The following is a 17,752-nucleotide window of genomic DNA, read 5'->3' on the forward strand; positions in this document are numbered from 1 at the left end:
AATGAAAAGGGCCCTGCGAAGGGCCCTTTTCGGTTAGAACAGAAAATAGCGCTGCGCCATCGGCAGCGTTTCCGCCGGCTCGCACCACAGCAACACGCCGTCGGCCTTGACCTGATAGGTCTGCGGGTCGACGTCAATGTTCGGCAGATAATCGTTGTGAATCAGATCGGTTTTCTGCACATCGCGGCAGCCTTTGACGACGCCGATTTTTTTCTTCAAACCCAACGCCTCCGGCAACCCGGCGTCCTGCGCCGCCTGACTGATGAAGGTCAGGCTGGTGGCATGCAGCGAGCCGCCGTAGCTGGCGAACATCGGGCGGTAATGCACCGGTTGTGGCGTCGGAATCGAAGCGTTGGCATCGCCCATCAGGCTCGCCGCAATCGCGCCGCCCTTGAGAATCAGTGTCGGTTTCACGCCGAAAAACGCTGGGCGCCAGAGCACCAGATCGGCCCATTTGCCGACCTCCACCGAACCGACTTCATGGCTGATGCCGTGAGTGATCGCCGGGTTGATCGTGTACTTGGCGATGTAGCGTTTGGCGCGGAAGTTGTCGTTGCCTTCGCCATCCTGGGGCAGCGGGCCGCGCTGTTTTTTCATCTTGTCGGCGGTTTGCCAGGTGCGCGTAATGACTTCGCCGACGCGGCCCATGGCCTGGCTGTCGGAGCTGATCATCGAGAACGCGCCGAGGTCATGGAGAATGTCTTCGGCGGCAATCGTTTCGCGGCGGATGCGGCTTTCGGCGAACGCGACGTCTTCGGCAATGCTCGGGTCGAGGTGGTGGCAGACCATGAGCATGTCGAGGTGTTCGTCGATGGTGTTGCGAGTGAACGGCCGGGTCGGGTTGGTCGAACTCGGCAGCACGTTGGGGAAGCCGCAAGCCTTGATGATGTCCGGCGCGTGGCCGCCACCGGCACCTTCGGTGTGATAGGTGTGGATGGTGCGGCCCTTGAATGCGCCGAGGGTGGTTTCGACGAATCCGGATTCGTTGAGGGTGTCGGTGTGGATCGCCACCTGCACGTCGAACTGATCGGCGACGCTCAGGCAGTTATCGATGCTTGCCGGGGTGGTGCCCCAGTCTTCGTGCAACTTGAGGCCGATGGCGCCGGCCTTGACCTGCTCGATCAGCGGCTCCGGAAGGCTGGCGTTGCCCTTGCCGGTCAGACCGATGTTCATCGGGAAGGCATCGGCGGCCTGGAGCATGCGCGCCAGATGCCATGGCCCGGAGGTGCAAGTGGTGGCGTTGGTACCGGTGGCCGGGCCGGTGCCGCCGCCGATCATGGTGGTGACACCGCTCATCAGTGCTTCTTCGATCTGCTGCGGGCAAATGAAATGGATGTGCGTGTCGATGCCGCCGGCGGTGAGGATCATGCCTTCGCCGGCGATCACTTCAGTGCCAGCGCCGATGGCGATGGTGACGTTGGGCTGCACGTCCGGATTGCCGGCCTTGCCAATCGCGGCGATGCGCCCGTCCTTGAGGCCGACGTCGGCTTTGACGATGCCCCAATGATCGATGATCAGCGCGTTGGTGATCAGTGTGTCGACGACTTCGGCGGCCAATAGTTGGCTTTGGCCCTGGCCATCGCGGATGACTTTGCCGCCACCGAACTTCACTTCTTCGCCGTAAGTGGTGAAGTCTCTTTCGACTTCGATCCACAACTCGGTGTCGGCCAGGCGCACCTTGTCGCCGACGGTGGGGCCGAACATATCGGCGTAGGCGCTTCTGGAAATTTTCATGTGCTTGCCTTGAGATTCAATTGGTTTTGAGACCGCTCGCATTACTCGCTATCGCAGCCTCGCTGCGCTCGACAGCTCCTACAGTCAGTGATCGGCTCAAGACCGCATGGCATTGGTAGGAGCTGCCGAAGGCTGCGATCTTTTCGGGGCTTGCCGATATCAGTCGAGTTCGCCCATGACTCTGCCGGCAAAGCCGAACACCCGGCGATGTCCGGCGTAATCCACCAGTTCGACCTCACGACTCTGCCCCGGCTCAAAGCGCACTGCCGTGCCGGCGGGGATGTTCAGACGCATGCCACGGCTGGCCGCGCGATCAAAGGTCAGCGCATCGTTGGTCTCGAAAAAGTGATAGTGCGAACCCACCTGAATCGGTCGATCGCCGCTGTTGGCGACTTTCACGCTGATGGTGCGGCGACCGACATTGAGTTCAATGTCGCCGGGCTGGATCTGATACTCGCCAGGAATCATCACTGGGCTCCTTGCAGGACTTTGTAATAGAGAGCGGTCGGGCGATAGATGCCGTTCGGGTCGCAGGCGTAATCGGGAATTTCCCCGGCTCGGACGTAGCCCAGAGCCTTGTAGAAATCTTCGGCGGGCGAGCCGGCCTCGGTGTCGAGGTAGAGCATGCCGCGCTTGTGTTTGGGCGCTTCGAGTTCCAGCGCCTGCATGAGCTGCTGACCGAGGCCGCGCCGCCGGGCGTTTTCGCGCACCAACAGCTTCTGCACTTCGGCGCGGTTCAGACCGTTGGCCTTTTGACACAGGCCGAGTTGCACACTGGCCAGCACTTGCTCGTCCTTCACAACCACCCAAAGCAATGTGCTGCCCGCGTTGACGTTGTGCTGGACTTCGTCGAAATAAGCGCGCGCCTGCGTTGCATCGAGGTTGGCCATGAAGCCGACGCTGGCGCCGTAACCCACGGCGTCCAGCAACAGATCGATCAGGCCCTGACGATAGTGCGCAAAACTTTCAGCATTGACGCGGCGCAGTTGGGCGGCGTTCATCGGTTCACTCCTTGGGGGCGTCCGGTGGCGGGGCGCCAGGATTGAGGGTCAGTTGCATGAAGGTCAGGTCGAGCCAGCGGCCGAACTTGGTGCCGACCTGGGGCATCTGCCCGGTGATGCTGAAACCGGCGCGTTCATGCAGGCGGATCGAGGCGGCGTTGCCACTTTCGATGGCGGCGACCATGACGTGTTTGCCACAGGTTTTCGCTCGCTCGATCAGCGCGTTCATCAATTGCGGGCCGAGGCCGTTGCCGCGCTGGTCACTGCGTACGTACACCGAATGCTCGACGGTGTGACGGAAACCGTCGAAGGGCCGCCAGTCACCGAACGAAGCGTAGCCGAGAACATCGTTGGTGCCGTCGACGATCACCAGAATCGGATACGCCTGAGCCTGACGCGCGCTGAACCACGCCTGACGGTTGCCCAGGTCGACGGCTTGTTCGTTCCAGATCGCGGTGGTGTTGAGCACGGCGTCGTTGTAAATGTCGCGGATCGCCGGCAGATCGGTCTGGCTTGCATCGCGAATGCTGTAAGTCATGGCGCGGCCTCAGACGATCGGCTGGTGAACAGTGACCAGTTTGGTGCCGTCGGGGAACGTCGCCTCGACCTGGATTTCCGGAATCATTTCCGGAATGCCTTCCATCACTTGCTCGCGACTGAGCAGGGTGGTGCCGAAGTGCATCAGCTCGGCCACGGTCTGGCCGTCGCGCGCGCCTTCGAGCAGCGCCGCAGAGATATAAGCCATGGCTTCCGGGTAATTGAGCTTCACGCCGCGGGCCAAGCGCCGCTCGGCAACGAGGCCGGCGGTGAAGATCAGCAGCTTGTCTTTTTCGCGTGGGGTCAGGTCCATTGTTGCAATCCAAATCGGCAGTTGAGAATTAAGTCGTACACCCTGTAGGAGCTGCCGCAGGCTGCGATCTTTTGATCTTGCTTGAAAAAATCAACATCAAAAGATCGCAGCCTGCGGCAGCTCCTACAGGGGATCGCATTCAGGTGTTCCAGATTCGCGGTGGCTGGGCTTCGCGGTCTAGCAGAGCCGGGCGTAACAAACGCCATAGTTCGATGAGCCAGGCGCGCGCCTGCAACGCTTCGCTGGCCAGACAACGGGCCACCACCAGCCCCGGCAACTGGGTCAGATCCCCGCGCACTTCATGCCCCAGCGAGCGGCAGCGCTCGAGCAACTCGGCGTCAATCTCGCCGCTCACCAGCAATGTCGCAAACACCGGATTGCCATCCAGGCCGATCGGCGAATCGAGCAGACCATCGTTACCGACAATGCGCTGGCGTTCATGCCAGAGCAATCGCCCGTCGCGACGAATGTCCAGTTGCGCCTGAAAATGCCCAAGGTCGAAACGTTCACCGCTGGCCGGGCGACCCAGCGCGACCACGTCCCAGTAGAACAGCCGTGCATCGCCTTCAAGCTCGATCGTCGTGGTCAGTTCAGCCTGCGCGGCGCTGTAGACGATGGTCTCCTGCGGCAGCCATTCCAGCGTCGCGCCGGCAGCGACTTTCAAGTCGAGCTTTTGATAAGCCGGGCCACCCGCGCGATACCACTTGGCCGCGCCGGGGCTGGTGATCTGCGCCCAGGCGTTCTGTTCGACGCGCACGCTGATGTCCAGCCGATCGCCGCCGGCAATCCCGCCCGGCGGATGGACGATGATGTGTTGGCAGACCTCGGGGCCTTCGGCATACAGATGTTTTTGTACCCGCAGCGGGCCGAGATGACGGCGCATGACCGGCCGCGTGCAATCGCCGAAACGCGCGTAAGCGAGTTCCAGCGCGGCGTGCCAGCTCGGGGTAAACAGGGCAGGTGCAACAATCGAATTCATGGTTTGTGATTATCGTTAGGAAGCTACAGATTAGACCGTCGCGTTAGATCGTGACCAGCCCGCGCACACCTTCGGCCTCCATATTTTCACCGCGACCTTGCTGGACGATCTCGCCGCGGGACATCACCAGGTATTGATCGGCCAGTTCGGCGGCGAAATCGTAGAACTGCTCGACCAGCAGAATCGCCATATCGCCGCGCGCCGCGAGTTTTTTGATCACCGCGCCGATTTCCTTGATCACCGACGGTTGAATGCCTTCGGTAGGCTCATCAAGAATCAGCAAACGCGGACGACTGGCCAATGCGCGACCAATCGCCAACTGCTGTTGCTGACCGCCGGAGAGATCGCCGCCGCGACGCTGCTTCATTTGTAGCAGCACCGGGAACAATTCATAAATGAAACCTGGGACTTCTTTGGCTTCACTGCCAGGAAACCGCGACAGGCCCATCAACAGATTTTCCTCAACGGTCAGGCGGCCGAAGATTTCCCGTCCCTGCGGCACGTAGGCGATGCCGGCATGCACACGCTGGTGCGGCTTGAACGTGGTGATCGGTTTGCCTTCCCAGTTCACTGCGCCTTCTTTGGCCGGCAGCAGGCCCATCAGGCATTTGAGCAGGGTGGTTTTGCCGACGCCGTTACGGCCAAGCAGACAGGTGACTTCGCCGACTTTCACGTCGAACGAGAGGCCGCGCAGGATGTGGCTACCGCCGTAGTACTGGTGCAGCTTGTCGACTTGCAGCATTTTTCAAAATCTCCTGAAATTCCTGTAGGAGCTGCCGAAGGCTGCGATCTTTTGATCTTTTATTTGAAGGGCAAGATCAAAGGATCGCAGCCTTCGGCAGCTCCTACACAGGGCAAAATCCTCAGCGGCCGAGGTAGACCTCGATCACCCGCTCGTTTTCCTGCACTTGCTCAAGCGAGCCTTCCGCCAAAACGCTGCCCTGATGCAACACGGTCACATGGTCGGCAATCGAGCCGACGAAGCCCATGTCATGCTCCACCACCATCAGCGAATGCTTGCCCGCCAGGCTCTTGAACAGTTCAGCGGTGAACTCGGTTTCCGCATCGGTCATCCCCGCCACCGGCTCATCGAGCAGCAGCAATTGCGGGTCCTGCATCAACAGCATGCCGATCTCGAGGAATTGCTTCTGCCCGTGGGACAACAACCCCGCCGGGCGATTGACCGAGGTGGTCAGGCGGATCGTCTCCAGCACTTCGCTGATGCGGTCCTTCTGTTCGCCACTCAGGCGCGCACGCAAACTGGCCCACACGGACTTGTCGGTCTTCTGCGCCAGCTCGAGGTTTTCAGATACGCTCAGCGCCTCGAACACCGTCGGCTTCTGAAACTTGCGGCCGATGCCGGACTGGGCAATCTGCACTTCGCTCATCTGCGTCAAGTCGAGGGTTTCGCCGAACCAGGCCTTGCCATGACTCGGGCGCGTCTTGCCGGTGATCACGTCCATCAGCGTGGTTTTACCGGCGCCGTTGGGGCCGATGATGCAGCGCAGTTCGCCGACGCCGATGTACAGGTTGAGATTGTTCAACGCACGAAAGCCATCGAAGCTGACGCTGATATCTTCCAGCGTGAGGATGGTGCCGTGACGGGTGTCGAGACCCGGGCCGACGCGTTGGCCGAGGCCGATCGAGTCGCGGCTGGTGCCGGCGTCCTTGTTCGGCTCGACTGGAAAAAAGGCCGGTTCCAACATGAATTCAGCACTTGCCGTGACTCTCATTGTTCACCTCGTTTTTTCAGCAGACCGATCACGCCTTTGGGCAAGTACAGCGTCACGACGATGAACAGCGCGCCGAGGAAGAACAGCCAGTATTCCGGGAAGGCCACGGTGAACCAGCTCTTCATGCCGTTGACCACGCCGGCGCCGAGCAACGGGCCGATCAAGGTTCCGCGACCGCCGAGGGCGACCCACACAGCCGCTTCGATGGAATTGGTTGGCGACATTTCGCTCGGATTGATGATCCCGACTTGCGGCACATAAAGCGCCCCGGCGAGGCCGCACAGCACTGCGCTCAAAACCCATACAAACAGCTTGAAACCGCGCGGGTCGTAGCCGCAGAACATCAAACGATTTTCCGCATCGCGCAACGCCGTCAGCACGCGACCAAACTTGCTCTGCGCCAGGCGCCAGCCGATGAACAGACTCGTCACCAGCAACAACACCGTGGCCAGGAACAGCACCGCGCGGGTACCCGGTTCAGTAATGCCGAAACCGAGAATCGTGCGGAAGTTGGTGAAGCCGTTGTTGCCGCCAAACCCGGTCTCGTTGCGGAAGAACAGGAGCATGCCGGCGAACGTCAGGGCCTGGGTCATGATCGAGAAATACACGCCTTTTATCCGCGAACGGAAGGCGAAGAAACCGAACACCAGCGCCAGCAACCCCGGCGCCAACACCACCAGACACATCGCCCAGAGGAAACTGCTGGTGCCGGTCCAGTACCACGGCAATTCACTCCACGACAGGAAGGTCATGAATGCCGGCAGACCATCGCCGGCTGCCTGACGCATCAGGTACATGCCCATCGCATAACCGCCGAGGGCGAAGAACAGACCGTGGCCCAGCGACAGCAGACCGGCGTAACCCCAGACCAGGTCCAGCGCCAACGCAACGATGGCGTAGCAGAGAATTTTGCCGACCAGCGTCAGGGTGTACGCCGAGATGTGCAGCGCGTTGTCCGGCGCCAACAACGACAGCAGCGGCAGGGCGATCAGCAACGCGAGGATCACCGCGCCGACAGCCATCGAGACTTTCGGTCCGGCCTTTTGTGTAGCGGTCACGAGCAGAGGCTGGTTCATCAGTCGATCACCCGTCCTTTCAGTGCGAAGAGGCCTTGCGGACGTTTCTGAATGAACAGAATGATCAGCGCGAGGATCAGGATTTTGCCGAGCACCGCACCGATCTGCGGTTCGAGAATCTTGTTGGCGATGCCAAGGCCGAACGCGGCGAGCACGCTGCCGGCCAATTGACCGACGCCGCCGAGCACCACCACCAGGAACGAGTCGATGATGTAGCTTTGGCCCAGATCCGGGCCGACGTTGCCAATCTGGCTCAGCGCCACGCCGCCCAGCCCGGCGATGCCCGAGCCGAGGCCGAAGGCGAGCATGTCGACGCGCCCGGTGGGCACGCCGCAGCAGGCGGCCATGTTGCGGTTCTGGGTGACAGCGCGGACGTTGAGGCCCAGACGAGTCTTGTTCAGCAGCAACCAGGTCAGCACCACGACGAACAGTGCAAACGCAATGATGACGATGCGGTTGTACGGCAGCACGAGATTGGGCAGCACTTGAATGCCGCCGGACAGCCACGCCGGGTTGGCCACTTCAACGTTCTGCGCGCCGAATACCAGGCGCACCAGTTGAATCAGCATCAGGCTGATACCCCATGTCGCGAGCAGGGTTTCCAGCGGCCGACCGTAGAGATGACGGATTACCGTGCGCTCCAGCGCCATGCCGATTGCTGCGGTGACGAAGAACGCCACCGGCAGCGCGATCAGCGGATAGAACTCGATGGCTTGCGGTGCGTAGCGCTGGAACATCAACTGCACTACGTAGGTCGAGTAGGCGCCAAGCATCAGCATCTCGCCGTGGGCCATGTTGATCACGCCGAGCAGGCCGAAGGTGATCGCCAGACCGAGCGCAGCCAACAGCAGAATCGAGCCCAGCGACATGCCGCTGAACGCCTGGCCAAGGACTTCGCCGATCAGCAGTTTGCGCTTGACCTGAGCGAGGCTGGTTTCCGCGGCCGTGCGCACGTTGGCATCGGCTTCGACGCCGGGGTCGAGTAAACCTTCGAGACGCGTGCGAGCCAGCGGGTCGCCGGTTTCGCCGAGCAGACGCACCGCCGCAAGTCGCACCGCGGGATCGGTGTCGACCAATTGAAGATTGGCCAGCGCCAGGCTCAGAGCGGCGTGAACGCTTTCGTCTTTTTCGCCAGCGAGCTGCTGATCGAGGAATTTCAGCTGCGCGGGTTTCGCGCTTTTCTGCAATTGCTGCGCAGCGCTCAGACGGATTTTGGCGTCAGCGGCGAGCAATTGATGGCTGGCCATCGCGGTGTCGATCAGACCCCGCAGGCGATTGTTCAGGCGCAGGGTTTTCGCTTGGCCGTCGATGGTCAGTTCGCCTTGTTGCAGGGCGTTGAGCAATTCGATACGCGCCGGATCGGGCTGCGCGGCCCAGGTTTCAAGGAGCTTGGCTTGCTGCGTGGGATTGGCCGCGACGAAGTCTTCGGCATCGCCGGCGTGGGCCAGCATTGGCAGCAACAGTGCGATGGCTATGAGAAAGCGGTGTATGGCAGTGGTCATTAATGGTGTCCTGTTCAACCGCCCCTCACCCTAACCCTCTCCCGGAGGGAGAGGGGACTGACCGAGGTGTCTGGACGATGTTTTGCGGCCTGCGAATTCGAGCCGAACTCAAGTTTTGAAAAGCATGAAGATCAGCTCCCTTTCCCCCTCTCCCTCTTGAAATCGAGGGGACTGACCGAGGTGTTTGGACGATGTGCTGCGACCTGCGAATTCGAGTCGAACTCAGGCTTTGAAAAGCATGAAGATCGGCTCCCTTTCCCCCTCTACCCCTTGGGGGAGAGGGCTGGGGTGAGGGGGAAAAGATCTCCTCCCCACCACAAAACCCAAGTCAGACTCAGTTGCTCTTCACCGCATAATCCGGCTTCTTGTCGTTGCCCTGAATGAACGGGCTCCAAGGCTGGGCACGGATCGGCCCTTCGGTCTGCCACACGACGTTGAACTGACCGTCGCTTTGAATCTCGCCGATCATCACTGGCTTGTGCAGGTGATGATTGGTCTTGTCCATGGTCAGGGTGTAGCCGGACGGTGCGGCAAAAGTCTGTCCGCCCAGCGCTTCGCGGACCTTGTCGACATCAGTGGACTTGGCTTTCTCGACGGCCTGCGCCCACATGTGAATGCCAACGTAAGTGGCTTCCATCGGGTCGTTGGTCACTGCTTTATCGGCGCCCGGCAGGTTGTGTTTCTTCGCGTAGGCTTTCCAGTCAGCGACGAATTTCTTGTTCGCAGGGTTCTCCACCGACTCGAAGTAGTTCCACGCTGCGAGGTTGCCCACCAGCGGTTTGGTGTCGATGCCGCGCAGTTCTTCTTCGCCGACCGAGAACGCTACAACCGGTACGTCGGTGGCTTTCAGGCCCTGGTTGGCCAGCTCTTTGTAGAACGGCACGTTGGAGTCGCCGTTAACGGTCGAGATAACGGCAGTCTTGCCGCCCGCCGAGAATTTTTTGATGTTGGCAACGATGGTTTGGTAATCGCTGTGACCGAAGGGCGTGTAGACCTCTTCGATGTCCTTGTCGGCAACACCTTTGGAGTGCAGGAACGAGCGCAGGATCTTGTTGGTGGTGCGCGGATAGACGTAGTCGGTGCCGAGCAGGAAATAGCGCTTGGCGCTGCCGCCTTCTTCGCTCATCAGATACTCAACGGCTGGAATCGCTTGCTGGTTCGGCGCGGCACCGGTGTAGAAGACGTTCGGCGACATCTCTTCACCTTCGTACTGCACCGGGTAGAACAGCAGACCGTTGAGCTCTTCGAACACCGGCAGCACCGATTTGCGCGACACCGAAGTCCAGCAGCCGAACACCACCGCAACCTTGTCCTGGGTCAGCAACTGGCGGCCCTTTTCGGCGAACAGCGGCCAGTTCGACGCCGGGTCGACCACCACCGGTTCAAGCATCTTGCCGTTGACGCCGCCCTTGGCGTTGATCTCGTCGATGGTCATCAGCGCCATGTCTTTGAGCGACGTTTCGGAGATCGCCATGGTGCCGGACAACGAATGCAGAATCCCGACCTTGATGGTCTCGGCGGCCTGGACAGTCCAGGTCATGCCCATCGCGGCAATGGATGCCGTGAGTGTGAAAGCCTTGATCAAACTGCGACGCTTCATTGTGCGATCTCCATGAACATTTGAAGTTTTTCTGGTTGGCAGATGCGAACGACTGAAAGGGCTTTAGCAAGGGCTGTGCCTAAGACGCTGAGCGCCGTTGTTGAGCGGTTCCTGAGAGATCGCAGCGGCTCGACGCACCAGTGCTGGGCGCTCGGCAGACACCGGGGCGCGCCCGTGCACTCATGTGGGGCCGGGTGAATGAAAAAGAGCAGATGCGATAACTATGTAGTGCCACGCCGGGGGATGAAGTGAGCAGACTTGCCGCTGTTCTCATACTGAAACTGGAGTGGCTTCATGGATGATCTTTCTCTAAACCCTCGGGCGGCCGTGGCGCCACCTTTGAGTCGGGTATTCATTTCTGCCGACGATGCGGCTGTTTATGCTCATGAAACAGTCGGTAAAAAACGCGACAGTCGTTATGCCAGCTGCGTGTTCAAACGCGATGATGGCCGCTTTGTGGTCAGCGAGCCGGTCAGAGCCGATGAAATGGTGGATGTGCGTTTGCTGTACCCGGTTGGCCTGCGCGGTCAGCATCTGTTTCCGGCGAAGCACACTCTTTGCGGGATTTTCTATTCCCATGTGGCCCTGTCGATGCTCGATCTGCAGCAGGTGGCCGAGCGCGGGTGGACGCTGGCCGATGCCACTGAAAGTCTGTTGATGTTCAGCGTGCAGGAGCTGCGCTTTGTGCTCGGTCAGACAGTGCCCGCGTACCTGTCGGGCAACGAATACAACCTGATCAAGCTTGAGCCCGGTAGCGCGAAGTTGAAGTCGATACAGACAGAACTGGGCACGTCGAAACGGCCGGGGCCATTGGCCGTGGGACTTGAATCCGGTGCGTCGAAACCCGCTGAACTGCGCCGGGAGCTGGAACTGCAAGACGTGCTGCAGACTTTGCTCGATGAACAACTCGACAAGGGCCGTCAGGTGTTGCCGCAAGCGTGTTTCGGGGCGATTTACGGCAGTGCGCAAGACGCTGCCCAGGACCGTTACCTGCGTCCCCTCGAATCCCATGACCGGGACCATGTCTGGTTCGGCTTCATTCTCAAAAGACGCGGCAAGGAAGAGTACATCGCCAGTGAACTGGTGCGGGTAAATCTGGTGCGCGACGATTTGTTCAAACTGCGCAGTCTGTTTCCTGCGTCAGGCATTGCCGGCGGTTATCGCTTGCCCGATTCCTTCGAAATGCATTCGTATTTTTACTCGAGGCCCCGCGTGCGGCATGTCAAAGGCACCTCGAAAAACTGGCTGGCTGAACACTTCATCGTGCCCAAAGACCTGTTTGTCGCGGTGTATTACGCAGGCAAATATCCACAGGCTGAGACGAAGCAGCCGACCAGCGTCTTCATCTCGACTCACGACGGCGCGTTGCTCAAATACACGCCCGATAGAAATACCCGACTGTTCAATAACGACTGGCCGCTCATGGGGCTCGACACCATTCAGACCTATCTGGCTTCCGGCAAAATGACGTCAGTCGATTTCGTCCGGGTGGTGGCCGCACACGGCGAGCTGGAAGTGTTGCGTACCAGCCTTTACTGGGATCGCGAAGGCCGGGTCGACAAACAGTGGTGGATGCCCAGCGCCAACCTTCAGCGTCTGAGTCTGGGTCCGGTGTTTCTCACCGCCGATGATGCTGCGATCCATGCCCGTGCGGAAATCCCCGCCGGTGCATCCGGTTCCTATGGTGGCCTGATTCTCAAACGGGCCGATGGCTGCTTCGTGGCAACACGACCGATCGCGGTATTTCAGGAAGACTTCGATCTCGACTTTGTCTTTCCGGATGCCAGCGTCACTCAGGGGCTGTTTCCGGCCGGCTGCACTATCGTCGGCCGTTATCGCTCGCGGGTGGCTCGGGAGTTGCCGATCCTCATGACACGGGTGAACAAGGAGATATACAGCAACATGCTGTCGACCCAAGTCACCTACACCGCCGTGACGCGACGCCTGGAGCGTCCCGAGCGTCTGGAGGAATACCTGTTCTGTCCGGATGGCGCGATGATTCGCTACCTTGTCGGCATTGGCGACAGTATCTGGGCGGAGCTGGTGGCTGCGCTCGACGCCAGCTCGCCCCATGAGCTGGACGGCCAGTGGGTACGCCAGCAAATCCATGAAGGCAAGTTGACGCCGCTTGAATGGGTAAGACAACTGCTCAAACGCGGCTATCTGACAGTGGTGATCGGCAGCAAACTGTGGGGCGCGCCGCGCGTGCTGAGCAGTTTTGACCCTCACCCGGAAGTCGATCCCGCGCAGCTCGGCAGGTCGTCGGCGCTCAGTGAACCTGCCCTCAGTCCACTGTTCACCGACTCACAAGGCGCTGCTCGATTCGCTCATGAACGTCTCGACCGCAGCGACTCACTCAAATGCGGCGTCATTCTGTTCAATGCGCGGACCCGGACGTACTTGTCGAGTCAGCCCCGCAAGGTTGTGAACAGTGCGTTATCGCTTGAACAATTGTTTCCATCTGGCAACTTGCCTTACCGGCATACGTTTGATGCGGTTTTTTTGAGCGCGCCGAGCGTGACTGACACACTCGATGATCAGGATTATCGACACTTTCTTTCACCGATGGATGTGCATTACGCCTGGAAACTGGCGAAGACCCCCCAAGGTGTCAGGCCTATCTATTTTTCCTGTAACGACGGCGCGTTGCTGCGTCTGAAACTGGCGCCATTCGACCCCGACGCGCCGGTCGACAAGTTCGGACAGATCCAGCTCAAGCCTAATAGCTTTGCTTCATCGAGCGAGGCGCGAGCTGAACTGAAGGCCATCAATGAAGGGCGGTTCAAACTGCAGTCCTATGTTCGCTCCATGTCCAGGTACGGTGATCTGCAGGTGCTGGTCCCCGGTACTTTCTGGTCGCGCCGGGGCAAGGTCGGTGACGACTGGCAGCCGCGCATGGCCAATGTGTCGCTTGAAGCGCTGTGGAAAGATAATCAGCAATTGGCTCTGGGCCCGATTTTCCACCATGCCGATGACGCCGCGCGTTACGCGCAGCTGCGCGCAGGTTTGCTTCATGCACAATCCTCGGTTTATGAAAGCGCGATTCTGGGCGATGCGAACAACAACGCTTACGTGGCCATTGAGCCGCTGGCTGAAGATGCCGACTCACAAACGTTCAAACGCATCTTTCGCACTCATAAAAAGGCTGTCGGCAACCCAAGGGACAAGCCGCCGAAATATCCTGACGACTACAAAATTGTTGGCGCACAGCAGGTGTATTCCTGGCCGGACGAGTTGGGATTGCTCGATCCGGAGCAGGTCGAAGAAAATTTCGCTTCGAAGGGCAGCGTGCATGCCCACACCTTCGGACTCAAGGCGAAAGGCTTCGAGATCCAGGCTTATTACTATTCGACGCCTCAAGGCGCACTGCTCAAATACATCCCGGGATATTCGGAAGCCGAGCGAAATCTGTTCAGGGCCAAGGAAGCGGAGGTCGTCGATGGCCAGTGGGTGACGCAGATCACGCCGGGGTCGTTCATCACTCAGTTGGCCAAACTGGCTGAATTGCGTGTGCTGAAAGCGGCCGGATACTGGCGCCGCGAGGGGCGCATCGGGGGTGACTGGCGAACCGCGCGGCAGCAGCCACGGCTCAAGGCTCAGAAAACCGTGCGGGACGAGTTGTAATGCCGCAGGCTTGCCTCGGTGTCGAGACAAGCCCACTCGTTTCATCAAACCGACGCGCGAGCCTCGACCCAGCGCGACACCAACAGCTTGTCGAGCAGCCACACCACCACCAAGGAAGCGCCCACCAAGGGGAATATCACCGCTAGCGCCAGCATGATCATCACTCCGGTTTTCCATTTCGGCAGGTCATGGCGCAGTGGCGGTACGCCGAACCGGCCCTGCGGACGACGCTTCCACCAGATCACCACGCCACTGACGGCACTGAGCAAAATCATCAAGCAGATCAGCAGCACGACGATCTGGTTGAAGGTCCCAAACATCTTGCCTTCATGGAGCATCACGCCGATCTCAGTGGCACGGGCGACCGTGCCATATTGTTCGAAACGCACATCGGCGAGCACGTTGCCGGTGTACTGATCGATATGCAAAGTAGCGTCGTTGCGCGGGTCATCGGCAAACACGGCGATGGTGAACACACCGGTGGCCGTGGTCGGCAGGGTGATGCTGTAGCCCGGTTCGACCGTGCGCTCGGTGGCGATGTTCTGCACCTGTTGCAGGCTGATGACGGGTGCTGCGGGGCCGGCATTGGCGTCGCCGTGCGCCATGTGTTCGGCATGGTCACCGGACATCGGCATCGGCGTGTTTTCCATGGCCCATGGTACGGTCTGGCGTGTCGCCGTATTCAGTGTGCGGGCCTCGATGTCGGAGGTCGGCACGTTGTCCCACATCGCCGCCGGGAATACATTCCACACTTGCGCGTATTGCTTGCCCCAGAAACCGGTCCAGGTCATGCCGCTGAGCAACATCACCAGCAGCAATGTCGCGCCCCAGAAACCGGTAACGGCGTGCAGATCGCGCCACAATACCCGGCCGCGACTGTTCAGCCGTGGCCACAGAATGCCTGCGGCCTGACCGCGCGGCCACCAGAGAAAGAGCCCTGACACCACCAGCACCACGCCCCAGCCGGCGGCTATTTCGATGAGGCGGTCGCCGACCGTGCCGATCATCAACTCGCCATGAATCGCGCGGGCGATGGCTTGCAGATTCTGCTTGGCATCCTGCTCGCCGAGGATCTCGCCGCGGTATGGATCGACAAATACGTTGAGTTCGTGATCGGGGCTTTTCACCACCAACTGCGCGCTGCGTTCGGCGTTCACTGGGGGCAGGTATTGAGTGACCTGGCCCTGTGGATAGGCGTTTTTCACCCGTTGCAGCAAGTCGTCGGCCGGCAACGTGTGATGACCTGCCGGGACGTTGAGCAGGCTGCTGTACATCAGCGAATCGAGTTGCGGTTTGAACAGATAAATCATGCCGGTCACGGCCAGCATCACCATGAAAGGGGCGACGAACAGACCGGCGTAAAAATGCCAGCGCCAGGCCAGGTTGTAGAAATTCGGTTGAGGCTTTTGCATCACGTTTGCTCCGCTGGGCGAATTTTTAGATCAAGACATCGCAGCCTTCGGCAGCTCCTACAGAGGTACATGCGGGCTGCGATCTTTTGACTTTTCTTGTTAGAAACTCATATCCACTTTGGTCCAGAGCGTGCGCCCCGGTTCGTTGATGGCTTGCGGGTCATTGGCCGGGTAGCCGAACCCGGCGTTGCCCGCCAGGTTCAGGTGTTCGGCGTAAGCCTTGCCGAACAGGTTGTCGACGCCGCTGCTGACCTTCCAGTGTTTGTTGATCCGGTAGGCACCGTTGAGCGAGAACACGCCGAAGCCCGAACTCTGGTCGTAATCCTTACCGACGACGTTGCCCTTGTTCTGATCGATACGGTGCTGCGCGGCGACCACCCTCCACAGTGCGCCTGCGCTCCAGTTGTCTTCGGTATAGGTCAGACCCAAGCGTGCATCCAGCGGCGGCATTTGCGGCAGGGCCTTGCCGTCGCTGCTGTTTTTGCCCCAGGCGTAGGCCAGGGTCGCGTCGGTTTTCCAGTTGTCGCTGAGTTTGTAAGCGGCTCCGAGTTCACCGCCCATGATTCGCGCATCAATGTTTTCCGCGCGTGAGGTGCTCATGCCCAGCATGCCCGGCGTGTAGTCGAACAGGATGTAATCGCGCACCACGCCAACATAGCCCGAGGCCCAGGCTTCGAGTTCGGCGCTCTTGTAGTTCACGCCGAAATCGAACTGCGTGGTCTTTTCCGGTTTGATCGAATCGAATGCGTTCAACGAGCCCACCGGGCCGCTGCTGGCGGAGAACAGCTCCCAGTAATCCGGGAAGCGCTGCGCATGGCCGACGCCGGCGTATAGCGTTGTCGGCCTGTCGGCCAGATCATGCTCATAGCGAATGAAGCCACTTGGCAACGTGTCGGCGCGTGTATCGTCGGCGGTCGGGTTGGGTTGACTCATCATTCCCGAGCCAGTGTTTTGGCGGTAATCCTTTGCAGAGGCACGATCGACTCGCGCGCCAGTGATCAGGCGATCACGCTCGGCGGCGTACCAGGTCATTTCGCTGAACACGCCGTAATTGTGAAAGTCGGCGTCCTTGGTGTAGGGCAAGGCTTTGTAGGTGTCGACCCCCATCGCGCTGCGCTCGCGGTGCTCATTGGTCTGCGCATCCAGGCCGGTGATCAATTGGATGTCCGCCCAGCGCCAGGTCGCCTTGATCCGCGCACCAAGTGTGCGCCGGTCGACATTGGAAGCCATCGGTCCTGCCATCATGCCGGTGCCGGATGGGGTGCGCAGGGTGTAGTTGTCCATCACGTGGTCGGCGTAGTTGTAGTAGACCTGTGCCTCCAGCTTCTCCAGCACATCGTTGATATTGGATTTCTCGAAGCGCAGACCGAGGCTTTCGCGCAGAAACTGCGACCCGTCCATGCCGCGTCCGGCGTAACGCGCTTCGCCGTCACCCCTGCCGGCGGTGAATTCGATCAGCGTGTCGGCGTCCGGCGTCCAGCCGAGCGCCACATCGCCGTTCCACTTGTCGTAGCGCGAGGCAACGATGTCGTTGTTGCCGTCGCGATAGTCGTCGGAATGCGCGGTGTTGCCGATCACCCGCACATAGCCCAACGGGCCACCGGCAGCGGCGTCGACGACCTTGTCGAAACGTCCGCGAGATCCTGCGAGCACGCTGGCGTTTACCCGTGTGCCGAGTTCGCCGAAGCTTTCCGGTTCACGGTCGAACAACACCGTGCCCGCCGACGCGCCCGGGCCCCAAAGCACTGTTTGCGGGCCCTTGATCACGGTGAGCTGGTCGTAGGTTTCCGGCGAGATATATGAGGTCGGCGCGTCCATTCGGCCGGGGCAGGCACCGAGCATCATGCTGCCGTTGGTGAGGATGTTCAGGCGCGAGCCGAACATGCCGCGCAGCACCGGATCGCCATTGGTGCCGCCATTGCGTACCAAAGCGAAGCCGGGAATGGTTTTCAGATAATCGCCGCCATCACTGGCGGGCACCGGTTGGCGCGGATCCTTGGGATTGGTGACGACGGTCAGCGGTGAACTGGGGGCGATAGCGGTGATTACCGTCGGACTCAATTCTTCGTTATGACCTGCGTGATCGTCGGCCACCGCCAGCGGTGACAGCAGTACGCCGCAAAGAACGGCTGTGGCATGCCTGAAACGAATCCGCGATTCGTTCAAAGCGAAGTACGTCGGGGCACAACCCGAGCGTGGAACAGCAGCAAACCTGGGCATGACAATTTCCATCGAACAGTC

The 17,752-nt window shown here is 60.1% G+C and carries 14 protein-coding genes; 1 reads left to right on the forward strand and 13 read right to left on the reverse strand.

Going from position 1 to position 17,752, the window contains the following annotated elements; translation table 11 throughout:
• Positions 1-33: 33 nt before the first annotated feature.
• The 11 genes from ureC to urtA all read right to left on the reverse strand — a co-directional run bounded on the left by ureC (position 34) and on the right by urtA (position 10,475).
• Positions 34-1,734, reverse strand: a complete 1,701-nt coding sequence (gene ureC, locus EL257_RS02855) for an urease subunit alpha (protein ID WP_126359646.1) — start codon at positions 1,732-1,734, stop codon at positions 34-36.
• Positions 1,735-1,893: 159 nt separating this feature from the next.
• On the reverse strand, positions 1,894-2,202 hold the full coding sequence (locus tag EL257_RS02860) for an urease subunit beta (protein WP_126359648.1): 309 nt from the start codon (positions 2,200-2,202) through the stop codon (positions 1,894-1,896).
• A complete protein-coding gene (locus EL257_RS02865) occupies positions 2,202-2,735 on the reverse strand; it encodes a GNAT family N-acetyltransferase (protein ID WP_126359650.1) in 534 nt (177 codons plus the stop codon). The genes EL257_RS02860 and EL257_RS02865 overlap by 1 nt, the downstream gene beginning before the upstream one ends.
• A 4-nt stretch (positions 2,736-2,739) precedes the next feature.
• Positions 2,740-3,273, reverse strand: coding sequence for a GNAT family N-acetyltransferase (locus EL257_RS02870; protein ID WP_126359652.1), 534 nt, complete (start codon positions 3,271-3,273; stop codon positions 2,740-2,742).
• 9 nt (positions 3,274-3,282) lie between these two features.
• Complete coding sequence (gene ureA, locus EL257_RS02875) at positions 3,283-3,585, reverse strand: urease subunit gamma (protein ID WP_007915951.1); 303 nt, start codon at positions 3,583-3,585, stop codon at positions 3,283-3,285.
• 139 nt (positions 3,586-3,724) lie between these two features.
• A complete protein-coding gene (locus EL257_RS02885) occupies positions 3,725-4,564 on the reverse strand; it encodes an urease accessory protein UreD (RefSeq protein ID WP_126359654.1) in 840 nt (279 codons plus the stop codon).
• A gap of 43 nt (positions 4,565-4,607) precedes the next feature.
• On the reverse strand, positions 4,608-5,306 hold the full coding sequence (gene urtE / locus EL257_RS02890; RefSeq protein WP_103306101.1) for an urea ABC transporter ATP-binding subunit UrtE: 699 nt from the start codon (positions 5,304-5,306) through the stop codon (positions 4,608-4,610).
• 121 nt (positions 5,307-5,427) lie between these two features.
• Positions 5,428-6,297, reverse strand: a complete 870-nt coding sequence (urtD, locus tag EL257_RS02900; RefSeq protein ID WP_126359656.1) for an urea ABC transporter ATP-binding protein UrtD — start codon at positions 6,295-6,297, stop codon at positions 5,428-5,430.
• Positions 6,294-7,373 (reverse strand): urea ABC transporter permease subunit UrtC, encoded by a 1,080-nt coding sequence (gene urtC, locus EL257_RS02905; protein ID WP_126359658.1) that lies wholly within the window; start codon positions 7,371-7,373, stop codon positions 6,294-6,296. The genes urtD and urtC overlap by 4 nt, the downstream gene beginning before the upstream one ends.
• Positions 7,373-8,875, reverse strand: a complete 1,503-nt coding sequence (gene urtB / locus EL257_RS02910) for an urea ABC transporter permease subunit UrtB (protein ID WP_126359661.1) — start codon at positions 8,873-8,875, stop codon at positions 7,373-7,375. The genes urtC and urtB overlap by 1 nt, the downstream gene beginning before the upstream one ends.
• A 334-nt stretch (positions 8,876-9,209) precedes the next feature.
• The gene (gene urtA, locus EL257_RS02915; protein WP_126359663.1) at positions 9,210-10,475 is read right to left on the reverse strand and encodes an urea ABC transporter substrate-binding protein; all 1,266 of its coding nucleotides are present in this window, start codon (positions 10,473-10,475) and stop codon (positions 9,210-9,212) included.
• Between the two features lie 294 nt (positions 10,476-10,769).
• Between urtA and EL257_RS02920 the strand changes: the two genes are divergently transcribed.
• Entirely contained in the window at positions 10,770-14,099 is a 3,330-nt protein-coding gene (locus EL257_RS02920) for a hypothetical protein (protein WP_126359665.1), read from the forward strand.
• A 44-nt stretch (positions 14,100-14,143) separates the two neighbouring features.
• On the opposite strand, the gene EL257_RS02925 is transcribed toward EL257_RS02920, so the two are convergent.
• A complete protein-coding gene (locus EL257_RS02925) occupies positions 14,144-15,511 on the reverse strand; it encodes a PepSY-associated TM helix domain-containing protein (RefSeq protein ID WP_126359667.1) in 1,368 nt (455 codons plus the stop codon).
• Positions 15,512-15,610: 99 nt separating this feature from the next.
• Positions 15,611-17,731 (reverse strand): TonB-dependent copper receptor, encoded by a 2,121-nt coding sequence (locus EL257_RS02930; RefSeq protein ID WP_126359669.1) that lies wholly within the window; start codon positions 17,729-17,731, stop codon positions 15,611-15,613.
• Positions 17,732-17,752 lie beyond the last annotated feature (21 nt).

The sequence above is a fragment of the Pseudomonas fluorescens genome (assembly GCF_900636825.1).
Lineage (GTDB): Bacteria > Pseudomonadota > Gammaproteobacteria > Pseudomonadales > Pseudomonadaceae > Aquipseudomonas > Aquipseudomonas fluorescens_BG.

What these genes read in the sequence shown, in the direction of transcription:
- ureC (WP_126359646.1), bottom strand. Translation starts at nt 1,734, where the DNA reads ATGAAAATTTCCAGAAGCGCCTACGCCGATATGTTCGGCCCCACCGTC.
- EL257_RS02860 (WP_126359648.1), bottom strand. Translation starts at nt 2,202, where the DNA reads ATGATTCCTGGCGAGTATCAGATCCAGCCCGGCGACATTGAACTCAAT.
- EL257_RS02865 (WP_126359650.1), bottom strand. Translation starts at nt 2,735, where the DNA reads ATGAACGCCGCCCAACTGCGCCGCGTCAATGCTGAAAGTTTTGCGCAC.
- EL257_RS02870 (WP_126359652.1), bottom strand. Translation starts at nt 3,273, where the DNA reads ATGACTTACAGCATTCGCGATGCAAGCCAGACCGATCTGCCGGCGATC.
- ureA (WP_007915951.1), bottom strand. Translation starts at nt 3,585, where the DNA reads ATGGACCTGACCCCACGCGAAAAAGACAAGCTGCTGATCTTCACCGCC.
- EL257_RS02885 (WP_126359654.1), bottom strand. Translation starts at nt 4,564, where the DNA reads ATGAATTCGATTGTTGCACCTGCCCTGTTTACCCCGAGCTGGCACGCC.
- urtE (WP_103306101.1), bottom strand. Translation starts at nt 5,306, where the DNA reads ATGCTGCAAGTCGACAAGCTGCACCAGTACTACGGCGGTAGCCACATC.
- urtD (WP_126359656.1), bottom strand. Translation starts at nt 6,297, where the DNA reads ATGAGAGTCACGGCAAGTGCTGAATTCATGTTGGAACCGGCCTTTTTT.
- urtC (WP_126359658.1), bottom strand. Translation starts at nt 7,373, where the DNA reads ATGAACCAGCCTCTGCTCGTGACCGCTACACAAAAGGCCGGACCGAAA.
- urtB (WP_126359661.1), bottom strand. Translation starts at nt 8,875, where the DNA reads ATGACCACTGCCATACACCGCTTTCTCATAGCCATCGCACTGTTGCTG.
- urtA (WP_126359663.1), bottom strand. Translation starts at nt 10,475, where the DNA reads ATGAAGCGTCGCAGTTTGATCAAGGCTTTCACACTCACGGCATCCATT.
- EL257_RS02920 (WP_126359665.1), top strand. Translation starts at nt 10,770, where the DNA reads ATGGATGATCTTTCTCTAAACCCTCGGGCGGCCGTGGCGCCACCTTTG.
- EL257_RS02925 (WP_126359667.1), bottom strand. Translation starts at nt 15,511, where the DNA reads ATGCAAAAGCCTCAACCGAATTTCTACAACCTGGCCTGGCGCTGGCAT.
- EL257_RS02930 (WP_126359669.1), bottom strand. Translation starts at nt 17,731, where the DNA reads ATGCCCAGGTTTGCTGCTGTTCCACGCTCGGGTTGTGCCCCGACGTAC.